At 59.0% G+C, this 26,942-nt stretch carries 24 protein-coding genes and 3 pseudogenes; 19 read left to right on the forward strand and 8 right to left on the reverse strand.

Annotated features, from left to right (window positions below; translation table 11 throughout):
• A partial coding sequence (locus BMX68_RS23490; RefSeq protein ID WP_256218831.1) for a contractile injection system protein, VgrG/Pvc8 family occupies nucleotides 1-371 on the reverse strand: 371 nt, incomplete at its 3' end.
• 287 nt (nucleotides 372-658) lie between these two features.
• Here BMX68_RS23490 and BMX68_RS23495 point away from each other — a divergent pair.
• The 14 genes and pseudogenes from BMX68_RS23495 to nuoN form a co-directional block, all read left to right on the forward strand.
• Nucleotides 659-1,023, forward strand: a pseudogene (locus BMX68_RS23495) (transposase); the annotation flags it as partial.
• 573 nt (nucleotides 1,024-1,596) lie between these two features.
• Entirely contained in the window at nucleotides 1,597-2,010 is a 414-nt protein-coding gene (locus BMX68_RS23500) for an NADH-quinone oxidoreductase subunit A (RefSeq protein WP_010444610.1), read from the forward strand.
• A 10-nt stretch (nucleotides 2,011-2,020) separates the two neighbouring features.
• Nucleotides 2,021-2,695, forward strand: a complete 675-nt coding sequence (locus BMX68_RS23505; RefSeq protein WP_017131325.1) for a NuoB/complex I 20 kDa subunit family protein — start codon at nucleotides 2,021-2,023, stop codon at nucleotides 2,693-2,695.
• Between the two features lie 73 nt (nucleotides 2,696-2,768).
• On the forward strand, nucleotides 2,769-4,550 hold the full coding sequence (gene nuoC / locus BMX68_RS23510; RefSeq protein WP_017131324.1) for an NADH-quinone oxidoreductase subunit C/D: 1,782 nt from the start codon (nucleotides 2,769-2,771) through the stop codon (nucleotides 4,548-4,550).
• 2 nt (nucleotides 4,551-4,552) lie between these two features.
• On the forward strand, nucleotides 4,553-5,050 hold the full coding sequence (nuoE, locus tag BMX68_RS23515; RefSeq protein ID WP_017131323.1) for an NADH-quinone oxidoreductase subunit NuoE: 498 nt from the start codon (nucleotides 4,553-4,555) through the stop codon (nucleotides 5,048-5,050).
• Entirely contained in the window at nucleotides 5,047-6,402 is a 1,356-nt protein-coding gene (gene nuoF, locus BMX68_RS23520; protein ID WP_017131322.1) for an NADH-quinone oxidoreductase subunit NuoF, read from the forward strand. The genes nuoE and nuoF overlap by 4 nt, the downstream gene beginning before the upstream one ends.
• Nucleotides 6,403-6,530: 128 nt before the next feature.
• The gene (gene nuoG / locus BMX68_RS23525; RefSeq protein ID WP_017131321.1) at nucleotides 6,531-9,245 is read left to right on the forward strand and encodes an NADH-quinone oxidoreductase subunit NuoG; all 2,715 of its coding nucleotides are present in this window, start codon (nucleotides 6,531-6,533) and stop codon (nucleotides 9,243-9,245) included.
• Nucleotides 9,242-10,249 carry an NADH-quinone oxidoreductase subunit NuoH gene (gene nuoH / locus BMX68_RS23530; protein WP_017131320.1) on the forward strand — a complete coding sequence of 336 codons (1,008 nt, stop codon included), beginning with the start codon at nucleotides 9,242-9,244 and terminating at the stop codon, nucleotides 10,247-10,249. Before nuoG ends, nuoH begins: the two co-directional genes overlap by 4 nt.
• Nucleotides 10,250-10,260: 11 nt before the next feature.
• Nucleotides 10,261-10,809, forward strand: a complete 549-nt coding sequence (gene nuoI / locus BMX68_RS23535; protein ID WP_017131319.1) for an NADH-quinone oxidoreductase subunit NuoI — start codon at nucleotides 10,261-10,263, stop codon at nucleotides 10,807-10,809.
• 9 nt (nucleotides 10,810-10,818) lie between these two features.
• Nucleotides 10,819-11,319 (forward strand): NADH-quinone oxidoreductase subunit J, encoded by a 501-nt coding sequence (nuoJ, locus tag BMX68_RS23540; protein ID WP_017131318.1) that lies wholly within the window; start codon nucleotides 10,819-10,821, stop codon nucleotides 11,317-11,319.
• Between the two features lie 4 nt (nucleotides 11,320-11,323).
• On the forward strand, nucleotides 11,324-11,632 hold the full coding sequence (nuoK, locus tag BMX68_RS23545; RefSeq protein ID WP_017131317.1) for an NADH-quinone oxidoreductase subunit NuoK: 309 nt from the start codon (nucleotides 11,324-11,326) through the stop codon (nucleotides 11,630-11,632).
• The gene (gene nuoL, locus BMX68_RS23550; protein WP_017131316.1) at nucleotides 11,629-13,482 is read left to right on the forward strand and encodes an NADH-quinone oxidoreductase subunit L; all 1,854 of its coding nucleotides are present in this window, start codon (nucleotides 11,629-11,631) and stop codon (nucleotides 13,480-13,482) included. The genes nuoK and nuoL overlap by 4 nt, the downstream gene beginning before the upstream one ends.
• A 40-nt stretch (nucleotides 13,483-13,522) precedes the next feature.
• Entirely contained in the window at nucleotides 13,523-15,055 is a 1,533-nt protein-coding gene (gene nuoM, locus BMX68_RS23555) for an NADH-quinone oxidoreductase subunit M (RefSeq protein ID WP_017131315.1), read from the forward strand.
• Between the two features lie 7 nt (nucleotides 15,056-15,062).
• Nucleotides 15,063-16,526 carry an NADH-quinone oxidoreductase subunit NuoN gene (gene nuoN / locus BMX68_RS23560; protein WP_017131314.1) on the forward strand — a complete coding sequence of 488 codons (1,464 nt, stop codon included), beginning with the start codon at nucleotides 15,063-15,065 and terminating at the stop codon, nucleotides 16,524-16,526.
• Nucleotides 16,527-16,808: 282 nt separating this feature from the next.
• Here the strand turns inward: nuoN and ctpM are convergent, their stop codons facing one another.
• The 5 genes from ctpM to BMX68_RS23585 form a co-directional block, all read right to left on the reverse strand.
• Nucleotides 16,809-18,491, reverse strand: a complete 1,683-nt coding sequence (gene ctpM / locus BMX68_RS26835; protein ID WP_017131313.1) for a methyl-accepting chemotaxis protein CtpM — start codon at nucleotides 18,489-18,491, stop codon at nucleotides 16,809-16,811.
• A 151-nt stretch (nucleotides 18,492-18,642) separates the two neighbouring features.
• Complete coding sequence (locus BMX68_RS23570; protein ID WP_017131312.1) at nucleotides 18,643-19,959, reverse strand: ATP-binding protein; 1,317 nt, start codon at nucleotides 19,957-19,959, stop codon at nucleotides 18,643-18,645.
• Nucleotides 19,956-20,621, reverse strand: a complete 666-nt coding sequence (locus tag BMX68_RS23575) for a response regulator transcription factor (RefSeq protein ID WP_017131311.1) — start codon at nucleotides 20,619-20,621, stop codon at nucleotides 19,956-19,958. The genes BMX68_RS23570 and BMX68_RS23575 overlap by 4 nt, the downstream gene beginning before the upstream one ends.
• The gene (locus BMX68_RS23580) at nucleotides 20,621-20,929 is read right to left on the reverse strand and encodes a PepSY domain-containing protein (protein WP_017131310.1); all 309 of its coding nucleotides are present in this window, start codon (nucleotides 20,927-20,929) and stop codon (nucleotides 20,621-20,623) included. Before BMX68_RS23580 ends, BMX68_RS23575 begins: the two co-directional genes overlap by 1 nt.
• Nucleotides 20,929-21,237: a PepSY domain-containing protein gene (locus BMX68_RS23585; protein WP_017131309.1), complete on the reverse strand. Its 309-nt coding sequence runs from the start codon at nucleotides 21,235-21,237 to the stop codon at nucleotides 20,929-20,931. Before BMX68_RS23585 ends, BMX68_RS23580 begins: the two co-directional genes overlap by 1 nt.
• Before the next feature lie 213 nt (nucleotides 21,238-21,450).
• Here BMX68_RS23585 and queD point away from each other — a divergent pair, with 213 nt between their 5' ends.
• The 3 genes from queD to BMX68_RS23600 all read left to right on the forward strand — a co-directional run bounded on the left by queD (nucleotide 21,451) and on the right by BMX68_RS23600 (nucleotide 24,527).
• Nucleotides 21,451-21,807: a 6-carboxytetrahydropterin synthase QueD gene (gene queD, locus BMX68_RS23590; RefSeq protein WP_017131308.1), complete on the forward strand. Its 357-nt coding sequence runs from the start codon at nucleotides 21,451-21,453 to the stop codon at nucleotides 21,805-21,807.
• 202 nt (nucleotides 21,808-22,009) lie between these two features.
• Nucleotides 22,010-22,978, forward strand: coding sequence for a hypothetical protein (locus BMX68_RS23595; RefSeq protein ID WP_060782481.1), 969 nt, complete (start codon nucleotides 22,010-22,012; stop codon nucleotides 22,976-22,978).
• Between the two features lie 724 nt (nucleotides 22,979-23,702).
• Nucleotides 23,703-24,527 (forward strand): hypothetical protein, encoded by an 825-nt coding sequence (locus BMX68_RS23600; protein ID WP_143063352.1) that lies wholly within the window; start codon nucleotides 23,703-23,705, stop codon nucleotides 24,525-24,527.
• A 100-nt stretch (nucleotides 24,528-24,627) separates the two neighbouring features.
• On the opposite strand, the gene BMX68_RS23605 is transcribed toward BMX68_RS23600, so the two are convergent.
• The gene (locus BMX68_RS23605) at nucleotides 24,628-25,560 is read right to left on the reverse strand and encodes a hypothetical protein (RefSeq protein ID WP_017131305.1); all 933 of its coding nucleotides are present in this window, start codon (nucleotides 25,558-25,560) and stop codon (nucleotides 24,628-24,630) included.
• 502 nt (nucleotides 25,561-26,062) lie between these two features.
• On the opposite strand from BMX68_RS23605, the pseudogene BMX68_RS23610 reads away from it, so the two are divergent.
• Together BMX68_RS23610 and BMX68_RS23615 are read left to right on the forward strand one after the other, a co-directional pair.
• Nucleotides 26,063-26,326: pseudogene (locus tag BMX68_RS23610) on the forward strand (phage tail protein); the annotation flags it as partial.
• An 11-nt stretch (nucleotides 26,327-26,337) separates the two neighbouring features.
• A pseudogene (locus BMX68_RS23615) lies at nucleotides 26,338-26,580 on the forward strand (phage virion morphogenesis protein); the annotation flags it as partial.
• 29 nt (nucleotides 26,581-26,609) lie between these two features.
• Here the strand turns inward: BMX68_RS23615 and BMX68_RS23620 are convergent.
• A partial coding sequence (locus BMX68_RS23620) for an IS66 family transposase (protein ID WP_143063353.1) occupies nucleotides 26,610-26,942 on the reverse strand: 333 nt, incomplete at its 5' end.

Below are 26,942 nucleotides of genomic sequence, written 5' to 3' on the forward strand. Positions count from 1 at the left end.
TCGTGAAAGGCGTAGCTGTCTTGCCGATAACGCAACAGGCCCAGCCACGGCTCGATGCGCAACTGGTAACGGGCCAGCCCGCCATTGCTACCCACTCGCGTGTAGTGGCTGACATGCCCATGAAAGGGCCGTAACTCGCTACGCGAGTCCGCGCACTGCATCTGCAACAGGACCTGCGCGCCCACCAGTTGTTCCAGGGGTAAACGCCCATCCGAGGACAAGACGCTCAGTTCCAGGCAGTAGCCGCCTTGATCCAGCGCTTCCCAGCCGTCGAGGTATTCGGCGATGAATACGTTCTCGCCCAAGGGTGTGTGCAGGCGCAGGAGGCGGTTCTGTTGGGAAAACGCTTTGTTCAATAAGATGGAGGACATCCCTTGGCTCCTGGATTTCAACGAAGCCCAGAGAGTAAAGACAGAATGGCAACCAAGTCTGTCGGAAATGTCCTCGTTGCGAGGGGATTATTTCTCTATAGGGGGTACTCCCGGTCGGGTCGCTCAAAATACATAGTGAACCTGCCTGCCATGCAATCGAGCTTTTCCGATCTTGAGTACGCTGCCAAGAAGAAGCGGACCCGACGTGACCGTTTTCTCGCCGAAATCGACGCCGTGACCCCGTGGCAGGCGCTTATAACCGAGCTGGAACCCTTCTACCCCAAGGGACTCAGGCGCATGCCCTGCTACACGGCGAGGAAACGATTGCGTTCGGTGACGCAGGGTATCAGGGCGTCGAACGGCGTAAAGAACAAAGCGGTCTGACCGTGGACTGGAAGGTGGCGATGAAGCGAGGTCAACGCAAAGCCTTGCCGCACGATGAAATCGGCGAGTGTGTGAACCTGTTGGAAAAGGCCAAGGCCAGCATTCGGGCGAAGGTCGAGCATCCGTTTCATGTGATCAAGAACCTGTTCAAGCATGGCAAGGCGCGTTACCGGGGCTTAGCCAAGAACGAGGTGCAGCTATTTTCGTGGCGAACTTGGTGCTGGCCCGTCGACAAGGGATGTCGGTTGACGCCCAAGGTGCGTCCTGAAGGGCCGAAAACCGTGGAAAAAATGTTCAAAAGGCATCTTGCGGGGGGGGAGGTAGGCGTTTTTTTGAATGTGAGTATGTAGGCTCAATTTTTTTTGGCGTGGCGTGATGTACGGAGTCAGTGTTTTTAAATAAATCAGCGTTTCCTTAGCTTTCACACCCACTGGTTATTTTATAGGGATGATGGGTGACAGCTCCGGATATTAAGTTGCGGCAATTATCCCTGAAATGACGCGGTTAGACCCCTGACAATAACCCGACAGCAACGATCAGCTCGCGATCACGCAGACAAGAGAGGTAAACGATAATCATTATTGATTACGAAAAACACCGATACGTTAACTAAAAACATAATTGACAAAAAACCCGCTAATGCCTGCTACGCTTGGGTTGCAGGCCAACGGGATCTCGGTATGTCTATATTCGGGCCAATAATTTTGCTATAGAAATTTACTTGCCTGGTGTTTAGCCATAAAATCACCGAGATAGACTGCGCTGCGGCATATCGTCACTACCTTTACACTTCTTTTTTATCACGCTCAGAGACCCTTGCGCTCTGCTAAGGATTACCCGCATGACCGAAGCGACCGGACTCATGGCCCACAACTGGGGCTTCGCCATTTTTTTGCTCGGCGTCGTCGGCCTCTGTGCCTTCATGCTCGGTCTTTCCAGCCTCCTCGGGTCAAAAGCCTGGGGCCGCAGCAAAAATGAACCGTTCGAGTCCGGCATGCTGCCTACCGGTAGCGCCCGCTTGCGGCTCTCCGCCAAATTCTATCTGGTCGCGATGCTGTTCGTGATCTTCGATATCGAAGCCCTCTTTCTCTTTGCATGGTCTGTGTCCGTCCGCGAAAGCGGCTGGACCGGATTCGTCGAAGCGCTCGTTTTCATAGCAATTCTGTTGGCAGGTCTTGTCTACCTTTACCGAGTGGGGGCGCTTGATTGGGCTCCGCAAGCTCGTCAGAAGCGGCAGGCGAAGCTGAAACAATGAGGCTTTGGCAATGCAATACAATCTCACCAGAATCGACCCGGACGCGCCTAACGAGCAGTATCCGATCGGCGAACGGGAAACCGTTTCCGATCCGTTAGAGGATCAAGTCCACAAGAATATTTTCATGGGCAAGCTGGAAGACGTGCTGAGCGGCGCGGTCAATTGGGGACGCAAAAACTCCTTGTGGCCGTACAATTTCGGTCTGTCTTGCTGCTACGTGGAAATGACCACGGCCTTCACCGCACCTCACGATATCGCACGCTTCGGCGCCGAAGTTATCCGGGCATCACCGCGCCAGGCCGACTTCATGGTAATTGCCGGGACCTGCTTCGTGAAAATGGCCCCGATCATCCAGCGCCTGTACGAACAGATGCTCGAACCGAAATGGGTAATCTCCATGGGTTCGTGCGCCAACTCCGGTGGCATGTACGACATCTACTCGGTCGTTCAGGGGGTGGACAAGTTCCTGCCGGTGGACGTCTACGTGCCCGGCTGCCCTCCGCGCCCCGAGGCTTTCCTGCAAGGCCTGATGCTCTTGCAAGAGTCGATTGGCCAGGAGCGTCGCCCACTTTCCTGGGTCGTCGGTGACCAAGGCGTGTATCGCGCCGAGATGCCGTCGCAAAAGGATGCGCGCCGCGAACAGCGTATTCAGGTAGCCCACCTGCGCAGCCCCGACGAAGTCTGATCCAGCCCCGCTTCTTATCAAGAAACGCGTACCTGGCTTCATTCTTTACGTTGACCGAAAGCGATAAAAAACCATGACTACAGGCAATGCTCTGTACATCCCGCCTTACAAGGCAGACGACCAGGATGTGGTCGTCGAATTGAACAACCGTTTTGGCCCTGAGACGTTCACCGCCCAGGCTACCCGCACCGGTATGCCGGTGCTGTGGGTGAGCCGTGCCAAACTCGTCGAAATCCTGACCTTCCTGCGCAACCTGCCCAAGCCATACGTCATGCTCTATGACCTGCATGGCGTGGACGAGCGCCTGCGCACCAAGCGTCAGGGCCTGCCAGCGGCCGATTTCAGTGTCTTCTATCACCTGCTCTCGATCGAGCGTAACAGTGATGTGATGATCAAGGTGGCCCTGTCCGAAAGCGACCTCAGCTTGCCGAGCGTCACCAGCCTCTGGCCGAATGCCAACTGGAACGAACGTGAAGTCTGGGACATGTTCGGCATCGACTTCAAAGGCCATCCGCACCTGTCGCGCATCATGATGCCGCCAACCTGGGAAGGCCATCCGCTACGCAAGGACTTTCCGGCCCGCGCCACCGAATTCGACCCGTACAGCCTGACCCTGGCCAAGCAGCAACTGGAAGAAGAAGCCGCACGCTTCCGCCCGGAAGACTGGGGCATGAAGCGTTCCGGCGCCAACGAGGACTACATGTTCCTCAACCTGGGCCCAAATCACCCTTCGGCCCACGGTGCCTTCCGGATCATCCTGCAACTGGACGGCGAAGAGATTGTCGACTGCGTGCCAGATATCGGTTATCACCACCGTGGTGCCGAGAAGATGGCCGAGCGTCAGTCCTGGCACAGCTTCATCCCCTACACCGATCGTATCGACTACCTTGGCGGGGTGATGAACAACCTGCCGTATGTGCTCTCGGTCGAAAAACTGGCCGGGATCAAGGTGCCGGACCGGGTCGATACCATCCGTATCATGATGGCCGAGTTCTTCCGGATCACCAGCCACCTGTTGTTCCTGGGTACCTATATCCAGGACGTCGGCGCCATGACTCCGGTGTTCTTCACCTTCACCGATCGCCAGCGCGCCTATAAGGTGATCGAGGCGATCACCGGTTTCCGCCTGCACCCGGCCTGGTATCGCATCGGTGGCGTCGCCCACGACCTGCCACGCGGCTGGGACAAGCTGGTCAAGGAGTTCGTCGACTGGCTGCCAAAACGCCTCGATGAGTACACCAAGGCTGCCCTGCAAAACAGCATCCTCAAGGGCCGGACCATCGGTGTCGCTGCCTACAACACCAAAGAAGCCCTGGAATGGGGCGTCACCGGTGCCGGCCTGCGTTCCACCGGTTGCGATTTCGACCTGCGCAAGGCCCGCCCATACTCCGGCTACGAGAACTTCGAGTTCGAAGTGCCGCTGGCGGCCAACGGTGACGCCTATGATCGCTGCATGGTGCGCGTCGAAGAGATGCGCCAGAGCATCAAGATCATCGACCAGTGCCTGCGCAATATGCCGCAGGGCCCGTACAAGGCGGATCACCCGCTGACCACGCCGCCGCCGAAAGAGCGCACGCTGCAGCACATCGAGACCCTGATCACGCACTTCCTGCAAGTTTCGTGGGGCCCGGTCATGCCGGCCAACGAATCCTTCCAGATGATCGAAGCGACCAAGGGCATCAACAGTTATTACCTGACGAGCGATGGCGGCACCATGAGCTACCGCACCCGGATTCGCACCCCAAGCTTCCCGCACCTGCAACAGATCCCTTCGGTGATCCGTGGCAGTATGGTCGCGGACTTGATCGCGTACCTGGGTAGTATCGACTTCGTTATGGCCGACGTGGACCGCTAAGCATGAACAGCACGCTTATCCAGACAGACCGTTTTGCCTTGAGCGAAACCGAGCGCTCGGCCATCGAGCACGAGTTGCATCACTACGAAGACCCGCGCGCGGCGTCCATCGAAGCCCTGAAGATCGTCCAGAAGGAACGTGGCTGGGTGCCCGACGGCGCGCTCTACGCCATTGGCGAAATCCTCGGCATTCCGGCCAGCGACGTCGAGGGCGTAGCGACCTTCTACAGCCAGATCTTCCGTCAGCCGGTGGGGCGACACATCATTCGCGTCTGCGACAGTATGGTCTGCTACATCGGCGGCCACGAGTCAGTGGTCGACGAAATCCAAAGCAAGCTCGGCATCGGCCTCGGCCAAACCACCGCCGACGGGCGCTTCACCCTGCTGCCCGTCTGCTGCCTCGGCAATTGCGACAAGGCCCCGGCGCTGATGATCGACGACGACACCTTCGGCGATGTCCAACCAGCCGGCGTCGCCAAACTGCTGGAGGGCTACCTATGACCCTGACTTCCTTCGGTCCCGCCAACCGGATTGCGCGCTCGGCGCAAACCCACCCCCTGACCTGGCGCCTGCGCGATGACGGCGAGCCTGTATGGCTCGACGAATACCAGGCCAAGGACGGTTATGCCGCCGCCCGCAAGGCCTTCGCCGACCTGTCCCAGGACGATATCGTCCAGACGGTCAAGGACGCCGGCCTCAAGGGTCGCGGCGGCGCGGGCTTCCCCACCGGGGTGAAATGGGGCCTGATGCCCAAAGACGAATCCATGAACATCCGCTACCTGCTGTGCAACGCGGATGAAATGGAGCCCAACACCTGGAAAGACCGCCTGCTGATGGAGCAACTGCCCCATCTGCTGATCGAAGGCATGCTGATCAGTGCCCGCGCACTGAAGACCTACCGAGGCTATATCTTCTTGCGTGGCGAATACACCACCGCCGCCAAGCACCTCAACCGTGCCGTGGAAGAAGCCAAGGCCGCCGGCCTGCTGGGCAAGAACATCCTCGGCAGCGGCTTCGACTTCGAGTTGTTCGTCCACACCGGCGCCGGACGTTACATCTGCGGTGAAGAAACCGCGCTGATCAACTCCCTCGAAGGCCGCCGTGCCAACCCGCGCTCCAAGCCCCCCTTCCCTGCCGCTGTCGGTGTATGGGGTAAGCCGACCTGTGTGAACAACGTCGAGACCCTGTGCAACGTACCCTCGATCATCGGCAACGGCGTTGACTGGTACAAGTCCCTCGCGCGCGAAGGCAGCGAAGACCACGGCACCAAGCTGATGGGCTTCTCCGGCAAGGTGAAGAACCCCGGCCTATGGGAGCTGCCGTTCGGCGTGACTGCCCGCGAGCTGTTCGAGGACTACGCTGGCGGCATGCGCGACGGTTTCAAGCTCAAGTGCTGGCAGCCTGGCGGCGCCGGTACTGGCTTCCTCCTACCGGAGCACCTGGACGCCCAGATGTATGCCGGCGGTATCGCCAAGGTCGGCACTCGGATGGGTACCGGCCTGGCCATGGCGGTGGACGACAGCGTCAACATGGTTTCTCTTCTGCGCAACATGGAAGAGTTCTTCTCCCGTGAGTCGTGCGGTTTCTGCACCCCTTGCCGCGACGGCCTACCCTGGAGCGTTAAGCTCCTGCGCGCCCTCGAGAACGGCGAAGGCCAGGCCGGCGATATCGAGACCCTGTTGGGCCTGGTCGGTTTCCTCGGCCCCGGCAAGACCTTTTGTGCCCACGCACCGGGCGCCGTGGAACCGTTAGGCAGCGCCATCAAGTATTTCCGTCCAGAGTTCGAGGCGGGCATCGCACCTACCCGTGCGGCCATCCCGCCTTTGGCGCGACCGATCGTAGTCGGCGCATAAGAACGTATTGAAGGGGGCGGTCCGTGCCGCCCCCTGCCTTGCCTGCAGACGCATCGCGATGCGCCGGGCGAGCACCAGGATTCCATTAGCCACGCCCGCGCACGCGGGCCAACGAAGAACTTTGAACCATGGCCACTATCCACGTAGACGGCAAAGCGCTCGAAGTCGATGGGGCAGACAACCTGTTACAGGCATGTCTGTCGCTAGGCCTCGACATCCCTTATTTTTGCTGGCATCCCGCGCTCGGTAGCGTCGGTGCCTGTCGCCAATGCGCGGTCAAGCAGTACACCGACGAGAACGACACCCGTGGTCGTATCGTCATGTCCTGCATGACCCCAGCCACCGACAACACTTGGATTTCCATCGACGATGAAGAGTCCAAGGCGTTTCGCGCCAGTGTCGTCGAATGGCTGATGACCAACCACCCGCACGACTGCCCGGTCTGCGAGGAAGGCGGTCACTGCCACTTGCAAGACATGACCGTGATGACCGGCCACAACGAGCGCCGTTATCGCTTCACCAAGCGTACCCACCAGAACCAGGACCTCGGCCCATTCATTTCCCACGAAATGAACCGCTGCATCGCCTGCTATCGCTGCGTGCGTTTCTACAAGGACTACGCCGGCGGCACCGACCTCGGCGTATACGGCGCCCACGACAACGTGTATTTCGGTCGCGTCGAAGACGGTACCCTGGAAAGCGAATTTTCGGGCAATCTCACTGAGGTCTGCCCGACCGGTGTGTTTACCGACAAGACTCACTCCGAACGCTACAACCGCAAGTGGGACATGCAGTTCTCGCCGAGCATCTGCCATGGCTGCTCCAGTGGTTGCAACATCAGCCCTGGTGAACGCTACGGCGAACTGCGGCGCATCGAGAACCGCTTCAATGGTTCGGTAAACCAGTACTTCCTGTGCGACCGTGGCCGTTTCGGCTATGGTTATGTCAACCGCACCGACCGCCCACGTCAGCCGCTGCTGGCCGACGGCACCAAGCTGAGCCTGGATAGCGCCCTGGATAAAGCTGCCGAGCTGCTGCGCGGTCGCAATATCGTCGGTATCGGATCGCCCCGCGCCAGCCTGGAAAGCAACTACGCCCTGCGCGAACTGGTCGGTGCCGAGCACTTCTACTCGGGTATCGAAGCGTCCGAGCTGGAGCGTATCCGCCTGGTCCTGCAGGTGCTCAAGGACAGCCCGCTGCCGGTGCCGAACATGCGTGACATCGAAGACCACGATGCCGTGTTCGTCCTTGGTGAAGACCTGACCCAAACGGCCGCCCGCATGGCCTTGGCCCTGCGCCAGTCGGTCAAGGGCAAGGCCGAAGCCATGGCCGAAGCCATGCGTGTCCAACCCTGGCTCGATGCCGCCGTGAAGAACATTGGCCAACACGCACTGAACCCACTATTCATCGCCAGCCTGGCACAAACCAAGCTCGACGACATCGCCGAAGAATGCGTACACGCCGCGCCTGACGACCTGGCCCGCCTCGGTTTCGCGGTGGCCCACGCCCTCGACGCCAGCGCACCGGCTGTCGAAGGCCTCGACGCTGAAGCCGTGGCACTGGCCCAGCGCATCGCCGACGCCCTGCTAGCAGCCAGGCGCCCCTTGATCATTGCCGGCACTTCGTTGGGTTCCAAGGCCTTGATCGAAGCCGCCGCGAACATTGCCAAGGCTCTGAAGCTGCGCGAAAAAGCCGGCTCCATCAGCCTGATCGTGCCGGAAGCCAACAGCCTCGGCCTGGCCATGCTCGGCGGAGAATCGCTGGACGCTGCCCTGCAAGCGGTCATCTCTGGCCGTGCCGACGCTATCGTCGTGCTGGAAAACGATCTGTTCACCCGCACCGACGCCACCCAGGTCGAAGCCGCGCTGAACGCCACGAAAGTGCTGATTGTCGCCGACCACCAGAAGACCGCCACCACCGAGCGCGCCCATCTGGTGCTGCCGGCGGCGAGCTTCGCCGAAGGCGACGGTACCCTGGTCAGCCAGGAAGGACGTGCCCAACGTTTCTTCCAGGTCTTTGATCCCAAGTACCTCGATGCGAGCATCCTGGTCCACGAAGGCTGGCGCTGGCTGCATGCTCTGCGCGCTACCCTGCTGAACCAGCCGATCGACTGGACCCAATTGGACCACGTCACCGCTGCCTGCGCTGCGAGCACCGCGCAACTGGCCCGCATCGTCGATGCCGCGCCGTCCGCCGCGTTCCGTATCAAGGGCATGAAGTTGGCCCGCGAACCGCTGCGCTATTCCGGTCGCACCGCCATGCGCGCCAATATCAGCGTGCACGAACCGCGGACCTCGCAGGACAACGACACCGCTTTCGCCTTCTCCATGGAAGGTTACTCGGGCTCCGTCGAACCACGCCAGCAGGTGCCATTCGCCTGGTCGCCGGGCTGGAACTCGCCACAGGCCTGGAACAAATTCCAGGATGAAGTCGGCGGCCATATCCGTGCCGGCGACCCAGGCACCCGCCTGATCGAAAGTCAGGGCGACGCGCTGAACTGGTTCGCCAGTGTCCCCCGCGCTTTCAACCCGGCCCAGGGCACCTGGCAGGTGGTACCGTTCTTCCACCTGTTCGGCAGCGAAGAGAACTCTTCCAAAGCCGCCCCGGTTCAAGAGCGCATCCCAGCGGCCTACGTCGCACTGGCCAAGTCCGAAGCGGACCGCCTGGGCGTCAACGACGGCGCACTGCTGAGTCTGAACGTCGCGGGCCAGACCCTGTGTTTGCCGCTGCGCATCAATGAACAACTGGGTGCCGGCCTGGTGGCTCTGCCGGCCGGTCTGGCGGGAATTCCACCCGCCATTTTCGGCAAGTCTGTCGATAGTCTGCAGGAGGCAGCTCAATGACTTGGTTCACACCTGAAGTGATTGACGTGCTCCTCACGGTCATCAAGGCCATTGTCATCCTGTTGGCCGTTGTGGTCTGCGGCGCCTTGCTGAGCTTCGTCGAACGGCGCCTGCTGGGCTGGTGGCAGGATCGTTATGGTCCGAACCGCGTCGGCCCGTTCGGCATGTTCCAGATCGCTGCCGACATGCTGAAGATGTTCTTCAAGGAAGACTGGACGCCACCGTTCGCCGACAAGGTGATCTTCACCCTGGCACCGGTTGTCGCCATGAGCGCCTTGTTGATCGCCTTCGCGGTCATCCCGATCACCCCGACCTGGGGTGTCGCGGACCTGAACGTTGGCCTGTTGTTCTTCTTCGCCATGGCTGGATTGTCAGTCTACGCGGTGCTGTTCGCCGGTTGGTCGAGCAACAACAAGTTCGCCCTGCTGGGCAGCTTGCGGGCCTCGGCCCAGACTGTGTCCTACGAAGTGTTCATGGGCTTGTCACTGATGGGCATCGTGGCCCAGGTCGGCTCGTTCAACATGCGCGACATCGTCGACTACCAGGCCCAGCACCTGTGGTTCATCATTCCGCAGATCTTCGGTTTCCTGACCTTCTTCATCGCCGGCGTGGCCGTGACTCACCGTCACCCCTTCGACCAGCCGGAAGCGGAACAGGAACTGGCCGACGGTTACCACATTGAATATGCCGGCATGAAATGGGGTATGTTCTTCGTTGGCGAATACATCGGCATCATCCTGATCTCGGCATTGCTGGTCACTCTGTTCTTCGGTGGCTGGCACGGTCCGTTCGGCATCCTGCCGCAACTGTCGTTCATCTGGTTCGCCCTGAAGACCGCGTTCTTCATCATGCTGTTCATCTTGCTGCGCGCTTCGATCCCGCGCCCACGGTATGACCAGGTGATGGACTTCAGCTGGAAATTCTGCCTGCCGCTGACCCTGATCAATTTGCTGGTGACCGCTGCACTGGTGTTGTTGAACACGCCCGCGGGCGCGGTTCAGTGAGGATTTGACCCATGTTCAAATATATTGGCGACATCGTTAAGGGTACCGGTACCCAGTTGCGAAGCCTGGTGATGATTTTCGGCCATGGCTTTCGCAAACGCGACACCCTGCAATACCCCGAGGAAGCGGTTTACCTGCCGCCGCGCTATCGCGGTCGCATCGTCCTGACCCGTGACCCCGATGGCGAAGAGCGCTGTGTGGCCTGCAACCTGTGCGCCGTGGCGTGCCCGGTGGGTTGCATCTCGCTGCAGAAAGCCGAGACCGATGACGGGCGTTGGTACCCGGAGTTCTTTCGCATCAACTTCTCGCGCTGCATTTTCTGCGGCCTCTGCGAGGAAGCCTGCCCGACCACGGCGATCCAGTTGACACCGGATTTCGAGATGGCCGAGTTCAAGCGTCAGGACCTGGTCTATGAGAAAGAAGATCTGCTGATCTCCGGCCCCGGCAAGAACCCTGATTACAACTTCTATCGCGTTGCAGGCATGGCCGTTGCCGGGAAGCCGAAAGGCGCCGCCCAGAACGAAGCCGAGCCGATCAACGTGAAGAGCTTGCTGCCTTAAGGAAGAACGATGGAATTCGCTTTCTATTTCGCATCGGGTATCGCGGTTGTGTCCACGCTTCGCGTGGTCACCAACACCAACCCCGTGCACGCCCTGCTCTACCTGATCATTTCGCTGATCGCCGTGGCGATGACGTTCTTCAGCCTCGGCGCACCGTTCGCCGGCGCCCTGGAAGTGATCGCCTATGCTGGCGCCATCATGGTGCTGTTCGTGTTCGTGGTGATGATGCTCAACCTCGGCCCGGCCGCGGTCCAGCAAGAGCGCGTCTGGCTCAAGCCCGGTATTTGGGGCGGGCCGGCGGTGCTGTCGTTACTGCTGTTGGTCGAACTGCTGTACGTACTGTTCAGCCACGACAGCGCGGCGGCAATCGGTCAAACCACCGTGGGCGCCAAGGCCGTGGGCATCAGCCTGTTCGGTCCGTACCTGCTGGTGGTCGAATTGGCTTCGATGCTGCTGCTCGCCGCAGCCATCACGGCCTTCCACTTGGGCCGCAACGAGGCGAAGGAGTAATACCATGCCTGCTATCCCTCTTGAGCATGGACTGGCCGTCGCCGGCATCCTGTTCTGCCTCGGTCTGGTCGGCCTGATGGTCCGCCGCAACATCCTCTTCGTGCTGATGAGCCTGGAGGTGATGATGAACGCCGCCGCCCTGGCCTTTATCGTCGCGGGCGCGCGTTGGGCGCAACCGGATGGGCAGATCATGTTCATCCTGGTGATCAGCCTGGCAGCCGCCGAGGCCAGTATCGGCCTGGCGATCCTGCTGCAACTGTATCGCCGCTTCCACACGCTCGATATCGACGCTGCCAGTGAGATGCGCGGATGAACATGATCTTTCTGACGTTCCTATTCCCCCTGATCGGTTTCCTGCTGCTGTCGTTCTCCCGTGGGCGCCTCTCGGAAAACCTCGCGGCGCTGATCGGTGTCGGCTCCATCGGCCTGTCGGCGATTGTCGCCGCCTACGTGATCTGGCAATTCAATGTCGCACCGCCCGAGGGCGGTCACTACACCCTGGTGCTGTGGCAGTGGATGTCGGTGGACGGTTTCGCCCCGAACTTCGCCCTGTACATCGACGGCCTGTCGATCACCATGCTGGGCGTCGTGGTCGGCGTGGGTTTCCTGATCCACCTGTTCGCCTCCTGGTACATGCGCGGTGAAGACGGCTACTCGCGTTTCTTCGCCTACACCAACCTGTTTATCGCCAGCATGCTATTTCTGGTCCTGGGCGATAACCTGTTGTTCCTGTACTTCGGCTGGGAAGGCGTGGGCCTGTGCTCCTACCTGTTGATCGGTTTCTACTACAGCAACCGCAACAACGGTAACGCGGCGCTCAAGGCCTTTATCGTCACCCGCATCGGTGACGTGTTCATGGCCATCGGCCTGTTCATCCTGTTCCAGCAACTGGGCACGCTGAATATCCAGGAACTGCTGGTCAAGGCGCCCGAGCACTTCAAGGTCGGCGACTTCTGGATCGTCCTGGCCACCCTGATGCTGTTGGGCGGCGCGGTCGGTAAATCGGCCCAACTGCCCCTGCAGACCTGGCTGGCGGATGCGATGGCCGGTCCTACCCCGGTTTCGGCGCTGATTCACGCCGCGACCATGGTGACCGCCGGTGTCTACCTGATTGCCCGTACCCACGGCCTGTTCGCCCTGGCACCGGATATTCTGCATCTGGTAGGCATCGTCGGTGGCGTGACCCTGGTCCTCGCCGGCTTTGCCGCCCTGGTCCAGACCGACATCAAGCGTATCCTCGCCTACTCGACCATGAGCCAGATCGGCTACATGTTCCTGGCGCTGGGCGTCGGTGCCTGGGAAGGCGCGATCTTCCATCTGATGACCCACGCCTTCTTCAAGGCCCTGCTGTTCCTGGCTTCCGGTGCGGTGATCGTGGCCTGTCACCACGAGCAGAACATCTTCAAGATGGGCGGCCTGTGGAAGAAACTGCCATTGGCCTACGCCAGCTTCATCGTCGGGGGTGCCGCCCTGGCCGCCCTGCCGATCGTCACCGCCGGTTTCTACTCGAAGGACGAAATCCTTTGGGAAGCGTTCGCCAGCGGTAATCATGGATTGCTGTACGCCGGCCTGGTCGGTGCGTTCATGACCTCGCTGTACACTTTCCGCCTCATCTTCATCACCTTCCACGGTGAAGCCAAGACCGAAGCTCACGCCGGCCACGGGATTTCCCATTGGTTGCCGCTGGGTGTGCTGATCGTGCTGTCGACCTTCATTGGCGCCTGGATTCATCCGCCACTGGCCGGCGTGTTGCCGGAAAGCGCCGGTCATGCCGGCGGCGAAGCCAAGCACAGCCTGGAAATCGCCTCGGGCGCCATCGCCCTGGCCGGTATCCTGTTGGCGGCGCTGCTGTTCCTCGGCAAGCGGCGCTTCGTCAGTGCCGTCGCCAACAGCGGTATCGGGCGCTTCTTGTCGGCCTGGTGGTTCGCCGCCTGGGGCTTCGATTGGATCTACGACAAACTGTTCGTCAAGCCATACCTGGCGATCAGTCATGTGCTGCGCAAAGACCCACTCGACCAGACCATCGGGTTGATCCCGCGTATGGCCAAAGGCGGTCACACCGCCCTGAGCCGCACCGAGACCGGTCAACTGCGCTGGTATGCCGCGTCGATCGCCGCGGGTGCCGTGCTGGTGCTTGGCGCCATCGTCCTGGTAGCGGTCTGACTATGAACCTTGCGACATTGCGAAAGGAATTGAGCCCGTCATGATTCTGCCTTGGCTAATCCTGATCCCCTTTATCGGTGGCCTGCTGTGCTGGATGGGTGAGCGTTTCGGCGCTACCCTCCCGCGCTGGATAGCGCTACTGACCATGTCCCTCGAACTCGCCCTCGGCCTTTGGCTGTGGGCTCACGGGGATTACTCGTTCGCGCCGGCACCCGGCGCCGATCCAACCTGGGCAATCGAGTTCAAACACGTCTGGATCCAGCGCTTTGGCATCAACGTACACCTGGCCCTTGATGGCCTGTCGCTGTTGATGATCCTGCTGACCGGCCTGCTGGGTATCCTCTCGGTACTCTGCTCGTGGAAAGAGATCCAACGTCACGTGGGCTTCTTCCACCTGAACCTGATGTGGATCCTGGGCGGTGTCGTCGGCGTGTTCCTGGCCCTCGACCTGTTCATGTTCTTCTTCTTCTGGGAAATGATGCTGGTGCCGATGTACTTCCTCATCGCGCTCTGGGGTCACAGCTCTTCGGACGGCAAGAAGACCCGGATCTACGCGGCGACCAAGTTCTTCATCTTCACCCAGGCTTCCGGCCTGATCATGCTGGTGGCGATCCTCGGCCTGGTGCTGGTCAACTTCAACAACACCGGGGTGATCACCTTCAACTACGCCGACCTGTTGAAGACCCAGATGTCGCTGACCACCGAGTACATCCTGATGCTCGGTTTCTTCATCGCCTTCGCGGTCAAGCTGCCGGTGGTGCCATTCCACTCCTGGCTGCCGGATGCCCATGCCCAGGCGCCGACCGCTGGTTCCGTCGACCTCGCCGGTATCCTGTTGAAGACCGCGGCTTATGGTCTGCTGCGTTTCGCCCTGCCGCTGTTCCCGAATGCCTCGGCTGAGTTCGCGCCGATCGCCATGACCCTGGGTCTGATCGGAATTTTCTATGGCGCGTTCCTGGCCTTCGCACAAACCGATATCAAGCGTCTGATCGCCTTTTCCAGCGTTTCGCACATGGGCTTCGTGCTGATCGGGATCTACTCCGGCAGTCAGCAGGCCCTGCAAGGTGCGGTGATCCAGATGCTCGCCCACGGCCTGTCGGCGGCGGCATTGTTCATCCTCAGTGGCCAGCTCTACGAGCGTATCCATACTCGCGACATGCGTGAAATGGGTGGCCTGTGGTCGAAAATCGCCTACCTGCCAGCCATCAGCCTGTTCTTCGCCGCCGCCTCGCTGGGGCTGCCGGGAACCGGTAACTTCGTCGGCGAGTTCCTGATCCTGATCGGCACCTTTGTCAGCGCGCCATGGATCACCGCGATTGCTACTTCCGGCCTAGTGTTCGGTTCGGTCTACTCGCTGATCATGATCCATCGCGCCTACTTCGGTCCGGCCAAGTCGGACGAAGTGCTGCACGGCATGGACGGTCGCGAACTGAGCATGGTGCTCGGTCTTGCCGCGCTGCTGATCTATATCGGCGTGTACCCGCAACCGTTCCTCGACACCTCTGCCGCCACCATGCATGGCGTGCAGCAGTGGCTCGGCACCGCCTTCACTCAACTCGCTTCGGCCCGGTAAGAGCGCTATGGAATTTACGATCCAACACTTTATCGCGCTGGCGCCGCTGCTGATTACCAGCCTCACCATTATCGTGGTGATGCTGGCAATCGCCTGGCGCCGCAACCACTCACAAACCTTCCTGCTCTCGGTAGCCGGTCTCAACCTGGCGCTACTGTCGATTCTGCCCGCGCTGAAAGTCGCTCCGCTGGTGGTGACACCGCTGATCCAGATCGACGATTTCGCCTGCCTGTACATGGCCTTGATTCTAGTGGCGACACTGGCCTGCGTCACCCTCGCCCATGCCTATCTGGGCGATGGCGGCTCGGGCTACCCAGGCAACCGCGAAGAACTGTACCTGCTGATCCTGATGGCCGCTGCCGGCGGCCTGGTCCTGGTCAGCGCGCAACACCTGGCCAGCCTGTTCATTGGCCTGGAGCTGCTCTCGGTGCCGGTCTACGGCCTGGTCGCCTATGCCTTCTTCAACAAGCGTTCGCTGGAAGCCGGTATCAAGTACATGGTGCTGTCGGCCGCTGGTTCCGCGTTCCTGTTGTTCGGCATGGCCCTGCTGTACGCCGAAGCCGGCACCCTGAGCTTCACCGGTATCGGTCACGCCCTGGCAGCCACCGGCCTGCCTAGCCCGATAGCCCAGTTGGGCCTGGGCATGATGTTGGTCGGACTGGCGTTCAAGCTGTCGCTGGTGCCGTTCCACCTCTGGACCCCGGACGTCTACGAAGGTGCCCCGGCGCCGGTGGCAGCCTTCCTGGCCACCGCCAGCAAGGTTGCCGTCTTCGCCGTGATGATCCGCCTGTTCCAGATCTCGCCGGTCGCCAGCAGTGGCGTGCTGAGCAATGTGCTGGCGGTGATTGCCGTCGCGTCGATCCTGGTTGGTAACCTGCTGGCCCTGACCCAGAGCAACCTCAAGCGCCTGCTCGGTTACTCGTCCATCGCCCACTTCGGCTATCTGTTGATCGCCCTGGTGGCGAGCAAGGGTCTGGCGCTGGAGGCCATGGGCGTGTATCTGGTCACTTACGTGATCACCAGCCTCGGTGCCTTCGGCGTGATCACCCTGATGTCCTCACCCTACAACGGTCGCGACATGGATGCCCTGTACGAGTATCGCGGCCTGTTCTGGCGCCGTCCGTACCTGACCGCCGTACTGACCTTGATGATGCTGTCGCTGGCCGGTATCCCGCTGACCGCTGGCTTCATCGGCAAGTTCTACATCATCGCGACCGGTGTCGAATCCCAGCACTGGTGGTTGATCGGCTCTCTGGTGATCGGTAGCGCCATCGGCGTTTTCTACTACCTGCGCGTGATGGTCACGCTGTACCTGATCGAGCCGAACCTGCGTCGTCACGATGCTCAACTGCATTGGGAACAGCGAGCGGGTGGGGTGATGTTACTGGCGATCGCGGTCCTGGCCTTCTTCCTCGGCCTGTACCCACAGCCGTTGCTGGAGTTGGTGCAACACGCGGTACTGGCCAGCTAAACAAGCGACCGCTTGGACACGATACCCCGCCCGAAGCAATTCCGGCGGGGTATTTTTTTAACGCCCTCTCGATCCACCGCGAATAGCTCTCGACGTCCATAAGCTGGCGCCCTATTCCGCCGAGCCCTGATCAGAACTAACTGTTATACCTGCCGATTTCGGCTCAAGTCGCTCTGCAGTCCAGGTTGTTGATGCGCGATGTGACGAGCGACGAACACTCAACCGGGGCGAGCAAGCTTGCCCACCCACAGCGATAATTTTGCATCAACCCCACGATCAGGTTCAGATGCGGAATTGCCCCACCAACTTGCCCAGGCGCTGCCCCAGCTCTGCAAGGCTACGGGAAGTCTGGGCGCCCAGTTGAGTCTGGTCCGCCACACTGTCCACCGCCACTGCAATCTGGTGCACGCTGCGATTGATCTCCTCGGCCACCGCCGTCTGCTCCTCAGCGGCGCTGGCGATCTGTGCGTTCATCGCATTGATGGTGCCGATCAACTGCGCCATGGTATCCAGCGAAGCACCCGCCTCGTTGGCTCGCATCGAGGTACCGTCACCGGCCTCACTGGAACGGCGCATGGCCTCGACCGCCAACTGTGTGCCCGACTGCAAACGATCGATCATCCCTTGGATTTCCTGAGTGCTCTGCTGAGTCCGGCTGGCCAGCGCCCGGACCTCGTCGGCGACCACCGCGAAGCCACGTCCGGCTTCACCGGCCCGGGCCGCTTCGATGGCGGCGTTGAGCGCCAGCAGGTTGGTCTGCTCGGCGATCGAACGGATCACCCCCAACACACTGACAATCGATGTGACGTCCTGCTGCAGGCTGTCCAGGGAGGTGCCGCTGCTGCGGATGTCTTTCACCAGCGCATGGATCTGCTGGATGCTGCCATCCACCACGCGCTTGGCGACCTGGCCTTCGGCGTCGGTCTGTTGAGCCGCCACCGCCGCACCCTGGGCGCTGCGCGCGACTTCCTGGGACGCTGACGACATCTGGTTGATCGCCGTGGCGACCTGATCGGTTTCGTGACGCTGGCGCTCCATCGCCTGTTCAGCGCGGCTTGCCTGCTCGGAGACCTGGCTGACCAATCCGGTCAATTGACCAGTCATCTCGGTAATCTGCCGGACCATACCGTGGATCTTGTCGACGAAGCGGTTGAAGGAGCCGGCCAATTGCCCCAGTTCGTCCTGGCTGGTGATTGCCAGGCGGTGCGTAAGGTCACCTTCGCCCGCAGCGATATCGTCGAGGTTGGCCTTCATCAGGATCAACGGCCGCAGGAGAGTATTGGCGACGACCATCCCGACCAGCGCAATCACCACCAACAACAGCACGGCGATGCCGACAATGCTCAACACCACGCCTTTCATGCGCTCGTTGACCTTATCCTGCACCACCGCGACCTGGGCCTCAATGCCATCGAGGTTGACTGTGGAACCGATGGCCATGTCCCACTTGGCCAGGTATTCGGTGTATCCCAGCTTGGGCACCAACACTGTTTCGTTGCCCGGCAGCGACGAACTGTATTGCAGGTAGTGGGTTCCATCCTTGGCCACCTGCACCAGATCACGATTGACATAGACGCCGTTGGGATCGCGGGCATCCTTGAAACTCTTGCCCAGGCCTTCCGGGCTATTGCCCTTGAATAACCGGACGATCTGCGAATCATAGCCGAAGAAGTAGCCATCCTTGCCGTACTGGATGTTCGATAGCAATTTGATCACCTGGTCCCGAGAAGCCCGGTCGTCCGGCGCGGCGGCATCGTAGAGCGGTTTGATCGCGGTCATGGCCACCGCCACATAACTCTGCAAGGTGGCCTTGGCCTCGGAGATCAGTCGCTGCCGGGTTTCCTCGACTTCGTTACGGGCCTGGTTCTGCAGGATCAGGGCGGTGGTCAGGCTGATCACCAGCGCGAACAGCAGGACCGGAAATACCGCGAGGGACAAGACTTTAGCCTTCAGGCTCAGGCGCATGATGGTGTTCTCTTATTATCGGCAGGTAACGAGTTAGCGGCTCCGCCTCCGGAAAGTTGAGGGCTATCGGCAACCGTAGAGACCGCTCAAGCCATGTGGACGGTGGGGCGGATGGAGCCATTGCGGGTCTGAAGCTTGCCACGCAGTCGCCTCAGCTCCTGCGCGGCAGGTCGATCGTCACCAGTAGCCCGCCCAGCGGGCTGCTCAACAAGCGCAACTGGGCCCCCCAGGCGTCAACGATATCGCGCACGATACCCAGCCCCAGCCCATGCCCGACAGTGCGCTCATCGAGGCGCGCACCACGGCTGAACACCTCATCCCGGCTCTGCTCGGGAATCCCCGGCCCATCATCCTCGATACTCAGGCGATGACCTGCCGTCGTTTCGACGATGCTCAGGCGTACCTCCGCATCGGCCCACTTGCAGGCGTTGTCCAGCAGGTTGCCCAGCAGTTCGAGCAAGTCCTCCCGGTCCCAGGGCAGTTGCAGGCCGGGTGGCGAAGTGTGGCTCAACAGCAGATGATCGCCGTGAATCATCCTCAGGGTCGAGAGCAGCCCCGGTATTTCCGTGTCGCAATCAAATGACACGCCCGGCAAAGCCTCGCCAGCGAGACGAGCACGGTTCAATTCGCGGTTCAGGCGCTGTTCGATCTGCCCCAACTGTTCGCGCAACACCTTGCGCAAGGTCGGCAGGCCATCCAGTTGGGCACCGGATGCCAGGCTCAACAGCACCGCCAACGGAGTTTTCAGGGCGTGGCCGAGATTGCCCAGGGCATTGCGTGAGCGCTTCAGGCTGTCTTCGGTGTGGGCCAATAGGTGGTTGATCTGCGCCACCAACGGCTCAAGTTCCAGCGGTACCTGGGTTTCCAGTTGCGAACGCCGCCCCTGCTGCAATTGCGCGATCTGCTCGCGAGCATTTTCCAAGGGGCGCAAAGCACGGCGAACGGTGATCCGTTGCAGCAACAGAATGATGATCAGCGCCGCGAGTCCGATTCCCAGGCCGATACGTTGCATCAGTTGGAAGCTTTCCCGTACTGGTGTGTAGTCCTGGGCTACGACAATGCTGATCGACTGCCTCAGGCGGCGGTAGTCCGAACGCAGCACCAACAACATCTGCCCTTCTGGTCCCAGTTGCAGGTTGGCATGCAAGCCAGGTTGAGCCGGAACCGGTAGTTCCTGATCCCATAGCGAACGGGAGCGCCAGCGATAGTCGGCAAAATCGATCCGGAAGTAATGCCCGGAGAACGGTCGCTGATAGGCTGGGGACAATCGCCGCTCATCCAGTTGCAGTCCCTGGGGACCTCGTACCAGGGCTACCAGCAGGTTCTCGCTGTCGGCACGCAGGCCCTCCTCCAGATAGCGCTGCAGGCCCAGCTCGAACAGCCACAGGCTGGTTTGCGCGACGATCAGGCCGATGATCAGCAGCACGCTGATCAGGCCCAGACTCAGGCGTTGCTGGATCGATCTCACTCGCTGGTTCCGCCGAATCGATAACCCTGACCGCGGCGGGTTTCGATCACCGTGCGCCCGAGCTTGCGGCGCAGGTGGTTGACGTGTACTTCCAGCACGTTCGAATCACGTTCGGTTTCACCGTTGTAGAGATGTTCAGCCAGGTGCCCTTTGGAAAGAATCTGCTCCGGGTTCAGCATGAAGTAGCGCAGCAAGCGAAACTCAGCCGCAGTTAGCTGGATCTGCGCACCGTCGCGGCTGACGCACTGGCGCCCCTCATCCAAGTGCAGACCCGCTGCTTTCAGGGTCGGCTGGTTGGGTTGACCGTGAGCACGGCGCAACAACGATTGCACCCGCAGTTGCAACTCTTCTGGATGGAACGGCTTGGTCAGATAGTCATCGGCTCCCGCCTTCAGTCCCTCGATGCGTTCGGCCCAGGAATCCCGTGCGGTCAGCACCAGCACCGGTACCGTCAGGCCGCCAGCCCGCCATTGGCGCAGGACCTCCAGGCCAGGCAAGCCCGGTAGCCCCAAATCGAGAATGATCAGGTCATAGGGCTCGGTCGCCCCCTGATAAGCCGCATCGCGTCCGTCGGTCAGCCAATCGACAGCGTATCCCTGCGCCAGGCCAAGCAGCAGCTCGTCAGCCAGGGGCACATTATCTTCCACCAGCAGCAGCCGCATTACTCGTCCTCCTCGTCTTTCAACAAATCACCATTGCTGGCGTCCAGCTTGAGTTCGCGGACCACACCGGCCTGGGTCAGCAATTCGACCTCGTAGACATAGAGGCCATGCGTGGCCTCCAGTTCAGCTTCCAGCAGCTTCGCCCCAGGGTAATGCCCCATGGCCTGTTGCAGCAGGCGCTCAAGAGGTAGGATCACCCCCTGCTGACGCAGACGCAGGGCTTCGTCCTGGTCGAGGTCCCTGGCCGATGCCAAAGAACATACAGTTGCCAGCACCAGAAGAGCGCAGGCGCGCAAATTGAAGATCATTACCTGTCCTGATGGTCCTTGAGAACCTGACCGCTGGTGGCGTCCAATTCAATCTCCCACTCAACTCCTTGAGCATCGCGCAGTTCTACCTGATAAATATAATGGCCGTATTTTTCGTCCAGGTCAGTATCGCCCAGCACGGCGCCGGGGTGCCTGGTCAACGCCAGGGTTGTCAATTGATCGAGAGGCTGGATTGTACCTGTCGCTTGCAGTTTCGCTGCTTCATCACCGTCGATGTCGCGACCCAATACATTACAGGTCATGACTCCCAGAGCAAGAAAAGCCAAAGCAACGCCCAGAGCTTTCATCATAGGTCTCCATGGCAAATGGCCATTCTTTACCCAGTACGATAATCGTCTCAACTTAAGCGAAGCTGAATTTATCCGGCTGTCATCTACCCAGCGCGACGCTGAAGGTGGCCTGAAGGCAGCCACCGAGTCGGTCATCCCGCATGGGAGCTGTTAAACTAGCAAGTTGCATCCATCGCTCAGGCGATAGCCACCTTCAGAGCTGACAATATTGTGGAAATTTTCAAAGAGTTTACGTTCGAATCCGCCCATCGCCTGCCTCATGTACCGGACGGGCATAAGTGTGGCCGTCTGCATGGTCATTCCTTCAAGGTGGCAATCCATCTGAGCGGTGAAATCGATCGGCATACCGGCTGGATTCGCGACTTCTCCGAGATCAAGGCAATTTTCAAGCCTCTGTATGAGCGTTTGGATCACAACTATCTGAACGATATCCCTGGGCTGGAGAATCCGACCAGCGAAAACCTGGCAAAGTGGATCTGGCGGGAACTGAAGCCACTGCTGCCTGAGCTGTCGGCGATCCGCATCCATGAAACCTGCACCAGCGGATGCATCTATCGCGGGGAGTGAATTCCAGGCATAAAAAAACCACCTTCGACAGGTGGTTTTTTTATGCCTGGAAGAAAGCACAACCACCTGCTGAAGGAGCGAGCTATGGCGAGTATCAGACAGTACAACGTCTATAAACAAACCGAGCCTTTCAGAGAAGCTAAGCTACTACAGCTCATCCTTCACCGCCCGTTATCCCTATACTTGCCGTTAGGAGCATTCGATGTCGAGTCTATATCCTGAGTCACTCTATCATGCCACCTACATTTTCGACTTCCCACCTGTTCTAGGTTCGCAAGTCCCGCTAACCGGGACATCTCCCTTTGAATATACAACGCTCAACCGGCCAGCCCTGACCATGTTCAATAACCAACTGTGGTGCGTATACCGCAGCGGACGCGATAACAACAAACTATGTTATTGCTTCACACCGCCGCGGCAGATTGGCGTGGGAAGCCCATGGAACCGTGAGATTGAAATCCCCGGCCAGACCACCATCGAAGGGCCAGCCCTGGCCGTATTCAAGGATCGACTGTATTGCGTCTACGTCGGTGCAGGCGGTGACAACAGCCTGTACTCTACGCACTGGTCTAACGTAGACAGCAGTTGGAGCGATGCCAAAAAACTCCCCAATCACCACAGCGCTTACGACCCGGCCCTGGCCGTGTTTCAAGGCAAACTTTGGTGCGTCTATGTGCAGAACGCAAGGGATAACAAACTGCATTACTCAACACTCGACGATATCGATGCTCAATGGAGTAAGGGCAAACCGTTCTCCAAGCATGTGAGCGCGGCGGGTCCAGCCTTGGCCGCGTCGAACAACATGCTGCTTTGCGTGCATCGCGGCGGTGGCATTGACGAAGATCTATGGGAAACAAGCTACGACGGCACTCAGTGGAGCGAAGACAAAAAGCTTCTTACAGGCCTTTACCACACGGAGGCCAGCAGTGACGGCCCCGGCCTGATCTTTCGCGAGGACCAATCGTTATTTGTAGTGGCGTATAAAGGCGCCGGGAGTGACACGGATGTCTACACCGCCACTCGCCAAATTAAGGATAAGTTCTGGACCCACGTTACGATTCTATTTAAGTCTCGTGCCCAAGCCGGGCCGGCCATCGCGTCCTGTCTGTTCGAACTCGAGGGAGAATATGTAGTGCAATATCAATATGTCTACCGGGGCGTCGCCACGTGACCCGCATTGTCGAGGAAATAGGTACGGGAGCGAAACAACAATTTGCCAGCGCTCCAGTTTCTACCGGCGGGTGTTGTTGTCAACCGAAGTGTCTGGAGCGTTATGCCTGGGAGGTCTCGGCGCCGCGGTAAAAGCAAAAGGTCAAGCTTTTGGCCGTTAGTACCGCGAGTTCAGCCTGGCTGAACGATTCTGATTATTAATAGTGTGAGTATCACTCTCCCACAATCGATTTTCAATTCGATTTTAAAAGCGAGCAATAACTACCTATGAAATAAAGCCTGTATGCAATTATCATTTTTGATAGTTTTTTGACCTTATTACCCTCTCTAAGATCACAAATAGTATTATTAGAGAATGTCTGACTAACACGCCCCAACGGATCTCATCAAATCGAGGTGCCTGATTTTCAAAAAATGCTTCAAGATTGCGCAGAGACTCCCGTGTATCAGACGTTACGCTCGTATAGGGCTCCTCACATGGGGAAACCAGACAGTACGACTTCTATAAACCGGACCTTTCAGAGAAGCTAAGCTACTACCGCTCATCCGTCACCGTCCGTTATCCCTATACCTGCCGTTAGGAGCATTCGATGTCGAGTCTATATCCTGAGTCACTCTACCATGCCACCTACATTTTCGACTTCCCACCTGTTCTAGGTGCGCAAGTCCCGCTAACCGGGACGTCTCCCTCTGAATATACAACACCCAACCGACCAGCCCTGGCCATGTTCAATAAGCAGCTGTGGTGCGTATACCGCAGCGGACGTGATAACAACAAACTGTGTTACTGCTTCACCTCGCCGCAGCAGATTGGCTCATGGAGCGGTGAGTTTGAAATCCCTGGCCAGACGACCGCCGAAGGGCCGGCTCTGATCGTATTCAACGACAATCTGTATTGCGTCTACGTCGATGCGGGCGGTGACAACAGTCTGTACTCTACGTACTGGTCTAACAAGAAAAGCAGTTGGAGCGATGCCAAAAAGCTACCCAATCACCACAGCGCTTACGACCCGGCCCTGGCCGTGTTTCAAGGCAAACTTTGGTGCGTCTATGTGCAGAACGCAAGGGACGACAAACTGCATTACTCAACACTCGACGATGTCGATGCTCAATGGAGTAAGGGCAAACCGTTCTCCGATCATCTGAGCGGGGCGGGTCCGGCGTTGGCCGCGTCGAACAACATGCTGCTCTGCGTGCATCGCGGCGGCGGCACTGACGAGGATCTCTGGGAAACAAGCTACGACGGCACCCAGTGGAGCGACGACAAAAGGCTACTTACAGGCCTTACCCACACAGAGGCCAGCAGTGACGGACCCGGCCTGATCTTTCGCGAGGACCAATCGTTATTTGTAGTGGCGTATAAGGGCGCTGGGAGTGACACGAATCTGTACACCGCCACTCGCAAAATCAGGGATAAGCTCTGGACCCACGTTACGAATCTATTTGGATCCCGTACCCAAGCCGGGCCAGCCTTGGAGTCATGTCTGTTCAAACTCGATGGAGAAAATGTAGTGCAATATCACTATGTCTACCGGGGCGTCGCCACGTGACCCGCATTGTCGAGGAAATAGGTGCTGGAGCGGGACAACAGTTTATCAGCGCTCCAGTTTTTGCCGTCGGATGTTGTTGCCAGCCGAAGTGGCTGGCTTGTTATTCGTCGGAGGTTTTGGCGCCGCGGTAAAAGCAAAAGGTCGAGTTTTGGGTTGTTAGTACAGATGGTCCAGCTTGGCTGAACGATTCGGATATTTTGTCTAAAACCCAATTCTCGCTCTCATCCTTGAGGACCCCATAGTACAGCTGCGTATCGCTGCCGCTGCCTTTGAGCACCATGATCAGCCGTCTATCATCGGCACAATAGACCACACCTGGTGCGTGACTGCTCTCTATGGAGAAGATGGAATTGTTCAACATCCTTCGGTCCGGGCGCCACGTGGTGCCATCCCAGGACGTATAATAGAGAATCTCGTCACCGGTGCCGCCGCGGTGCGCACAGAATAGATCCTCGCCTTTCACGAACAGTGACGGCGCGGAAGCGGTTTTTTGGTCGGGGAACTTTGTGTCATCGCTCCAGTTTTCGCCATCGCTGCTGGTCGTGTACCGCAAGCTCTGGTCCCGTCCGTTCCCCGTGTGCACGCACCACAGCTTATTGTCATGAACGGCCAGAGCGGGGCCCCAAGTGCTGTGGTGATGGGGGAGCTTTTTGGCATCGCTCCAGCTGCTGTCTAAGTTAGACCAGTACGTAGAGTACAGGCTGTTGTCACCGCCCGTACCGACGTAGACGCAATACAACCGGTCTTTGAATACGGCCAGAGCCGGCCCTTCGACGGTCGTATGGTCGGGGATTACTTGGCCCGTGGTCCACTGTCCGTCGACATCCTGGGGAGAGGAGAAGCGGTAGGCCAGCTTATTGCTGTCAGAGCCAAGGCGGTATACGCACCACAGCTGGTTATTGAAGATAGCGATGGCCGGTCGATCGGGGCTTGCGTACTGGAAGGGGAATTTTTCCCCGAAAATGGTTTCGCCCACCCATGTCAATCTCCTGTCGGCGAAGTTGAATCTGAGTAATTCAGGATAATGTTTCATCGAATACTCCTCAGTGGCAGTGACCTGTAAATGACTGTGGCCTGGATCAGGAAGAGGCGTACCGAAATCCGCCTTCATCTCGTCAATTGCGGCAAAGACGCAGGTTAATGAAAGAAGTTTTTATCATAACTGCTCATAGCACAAACTCCCGCAAGTCGTTTTTATTACCCTATTGCGCCAATTTTATCTTTAACGCGAACTTTTTAATTATTTATAGCGCAAAATCGACCGCTCAACTCGAATTTAAAAGCGAGTAATATCTATCTCTGAAATGCAGCCTGTATGCAACTATCATTTTTAATAGTTTTGTGACTTAGCCACTTTCAGACCATTTGCAGATATGGCCTCAACCTGACATTTCCGAATTCTGCTCCCCCTTTTATAGGGCGTGTCATTCAAACGTAAGGTAGCCGAGTAACTCAACCACTGGTCAAGTTGAATGCAAATGGGTGGTCAAGTGCAATGCAATTGGGTGGTCAAGTCCGTGCAATTACGCAACTGCGTCATGCTGCCGTTGCTTAGCTGGCTGAAGGTCAACCAGTCCGAGCTGCTGGAAAACCTCGACAAGTCCGCCGACGGCATCAAGTTCGAAGCCGATCTGATCGACAAGAGCAAGGTCGACATGAGCCTGAGTCTACCGCTGACCGAGCGCGTGGTGGTGCGAACGGACGACGAAGGTAACGTCACCATCACCCACCCTGGCGAGCCGCAGCGCAACCCCGACTGGCCCGGTAGCGGCCCCGAATGGATAGTACCCAATGGCTGATCTGGAAGCGTCGGAAGATACGCCGCAGCCAGCAACAGCGAGTACTCGCCCAACAAAACGCCGATGGCACCCGCTATGCGCCGCGCAAGGCGCGCGATCTGCGCGGCAAAAAGGGTCGGATCAAGCGTAAAATCAAAATGTTCCAGAAGCTGCGCACCGCCAGCTATCTCAAAGCGCGAGGCGATGGCAATGGCATTTCAGTGGGCTTTACCGGGCGCGTGGCCCGAATCGCCAGGGTGCATCAGTTTAGTTTGTATGCGTCCGGGCATCACGCCTTGCGTGATTAGACCGGCTGCCACCTATGCGGCAGCAACTGATCGATTTCACTCACCCGCTGCGTCGGCAGGCGCGTGAGGACATCTTTTAGATACGCGTACGGATCATGGCCATTGAGCCGCGCAGACTGGATCAAACTCATAATCGCGGCAGCCCGTTTGCCGCTGCGCAGCGAACCTGCGAAGAGCCAGTTTTTGCGCCCCAACGCCCAAGGCCGGATCTGGTTCTCCGCCCAATTATTATCAATGGGTACAGCCCCGTCATCGAGGTAGCGCGACAGCGCTGCCCAGCGTTTCAGGCTGTAATCGAGTGCTTTGCTGATGGCTGAGCCTTCGGGCAC

The sequence above is a fragment of the Pseudomonas agarici genome, from assembly GCF_900109755.1.
GTDB classification, from domain to species: domain Bacteria; phylum Pseudomonadota; class Gammaproteobacteria; order Pseudomonadales; family Pseudomonadaceae; genus Aquipseudomonas; species Aquipseudomonas agarici.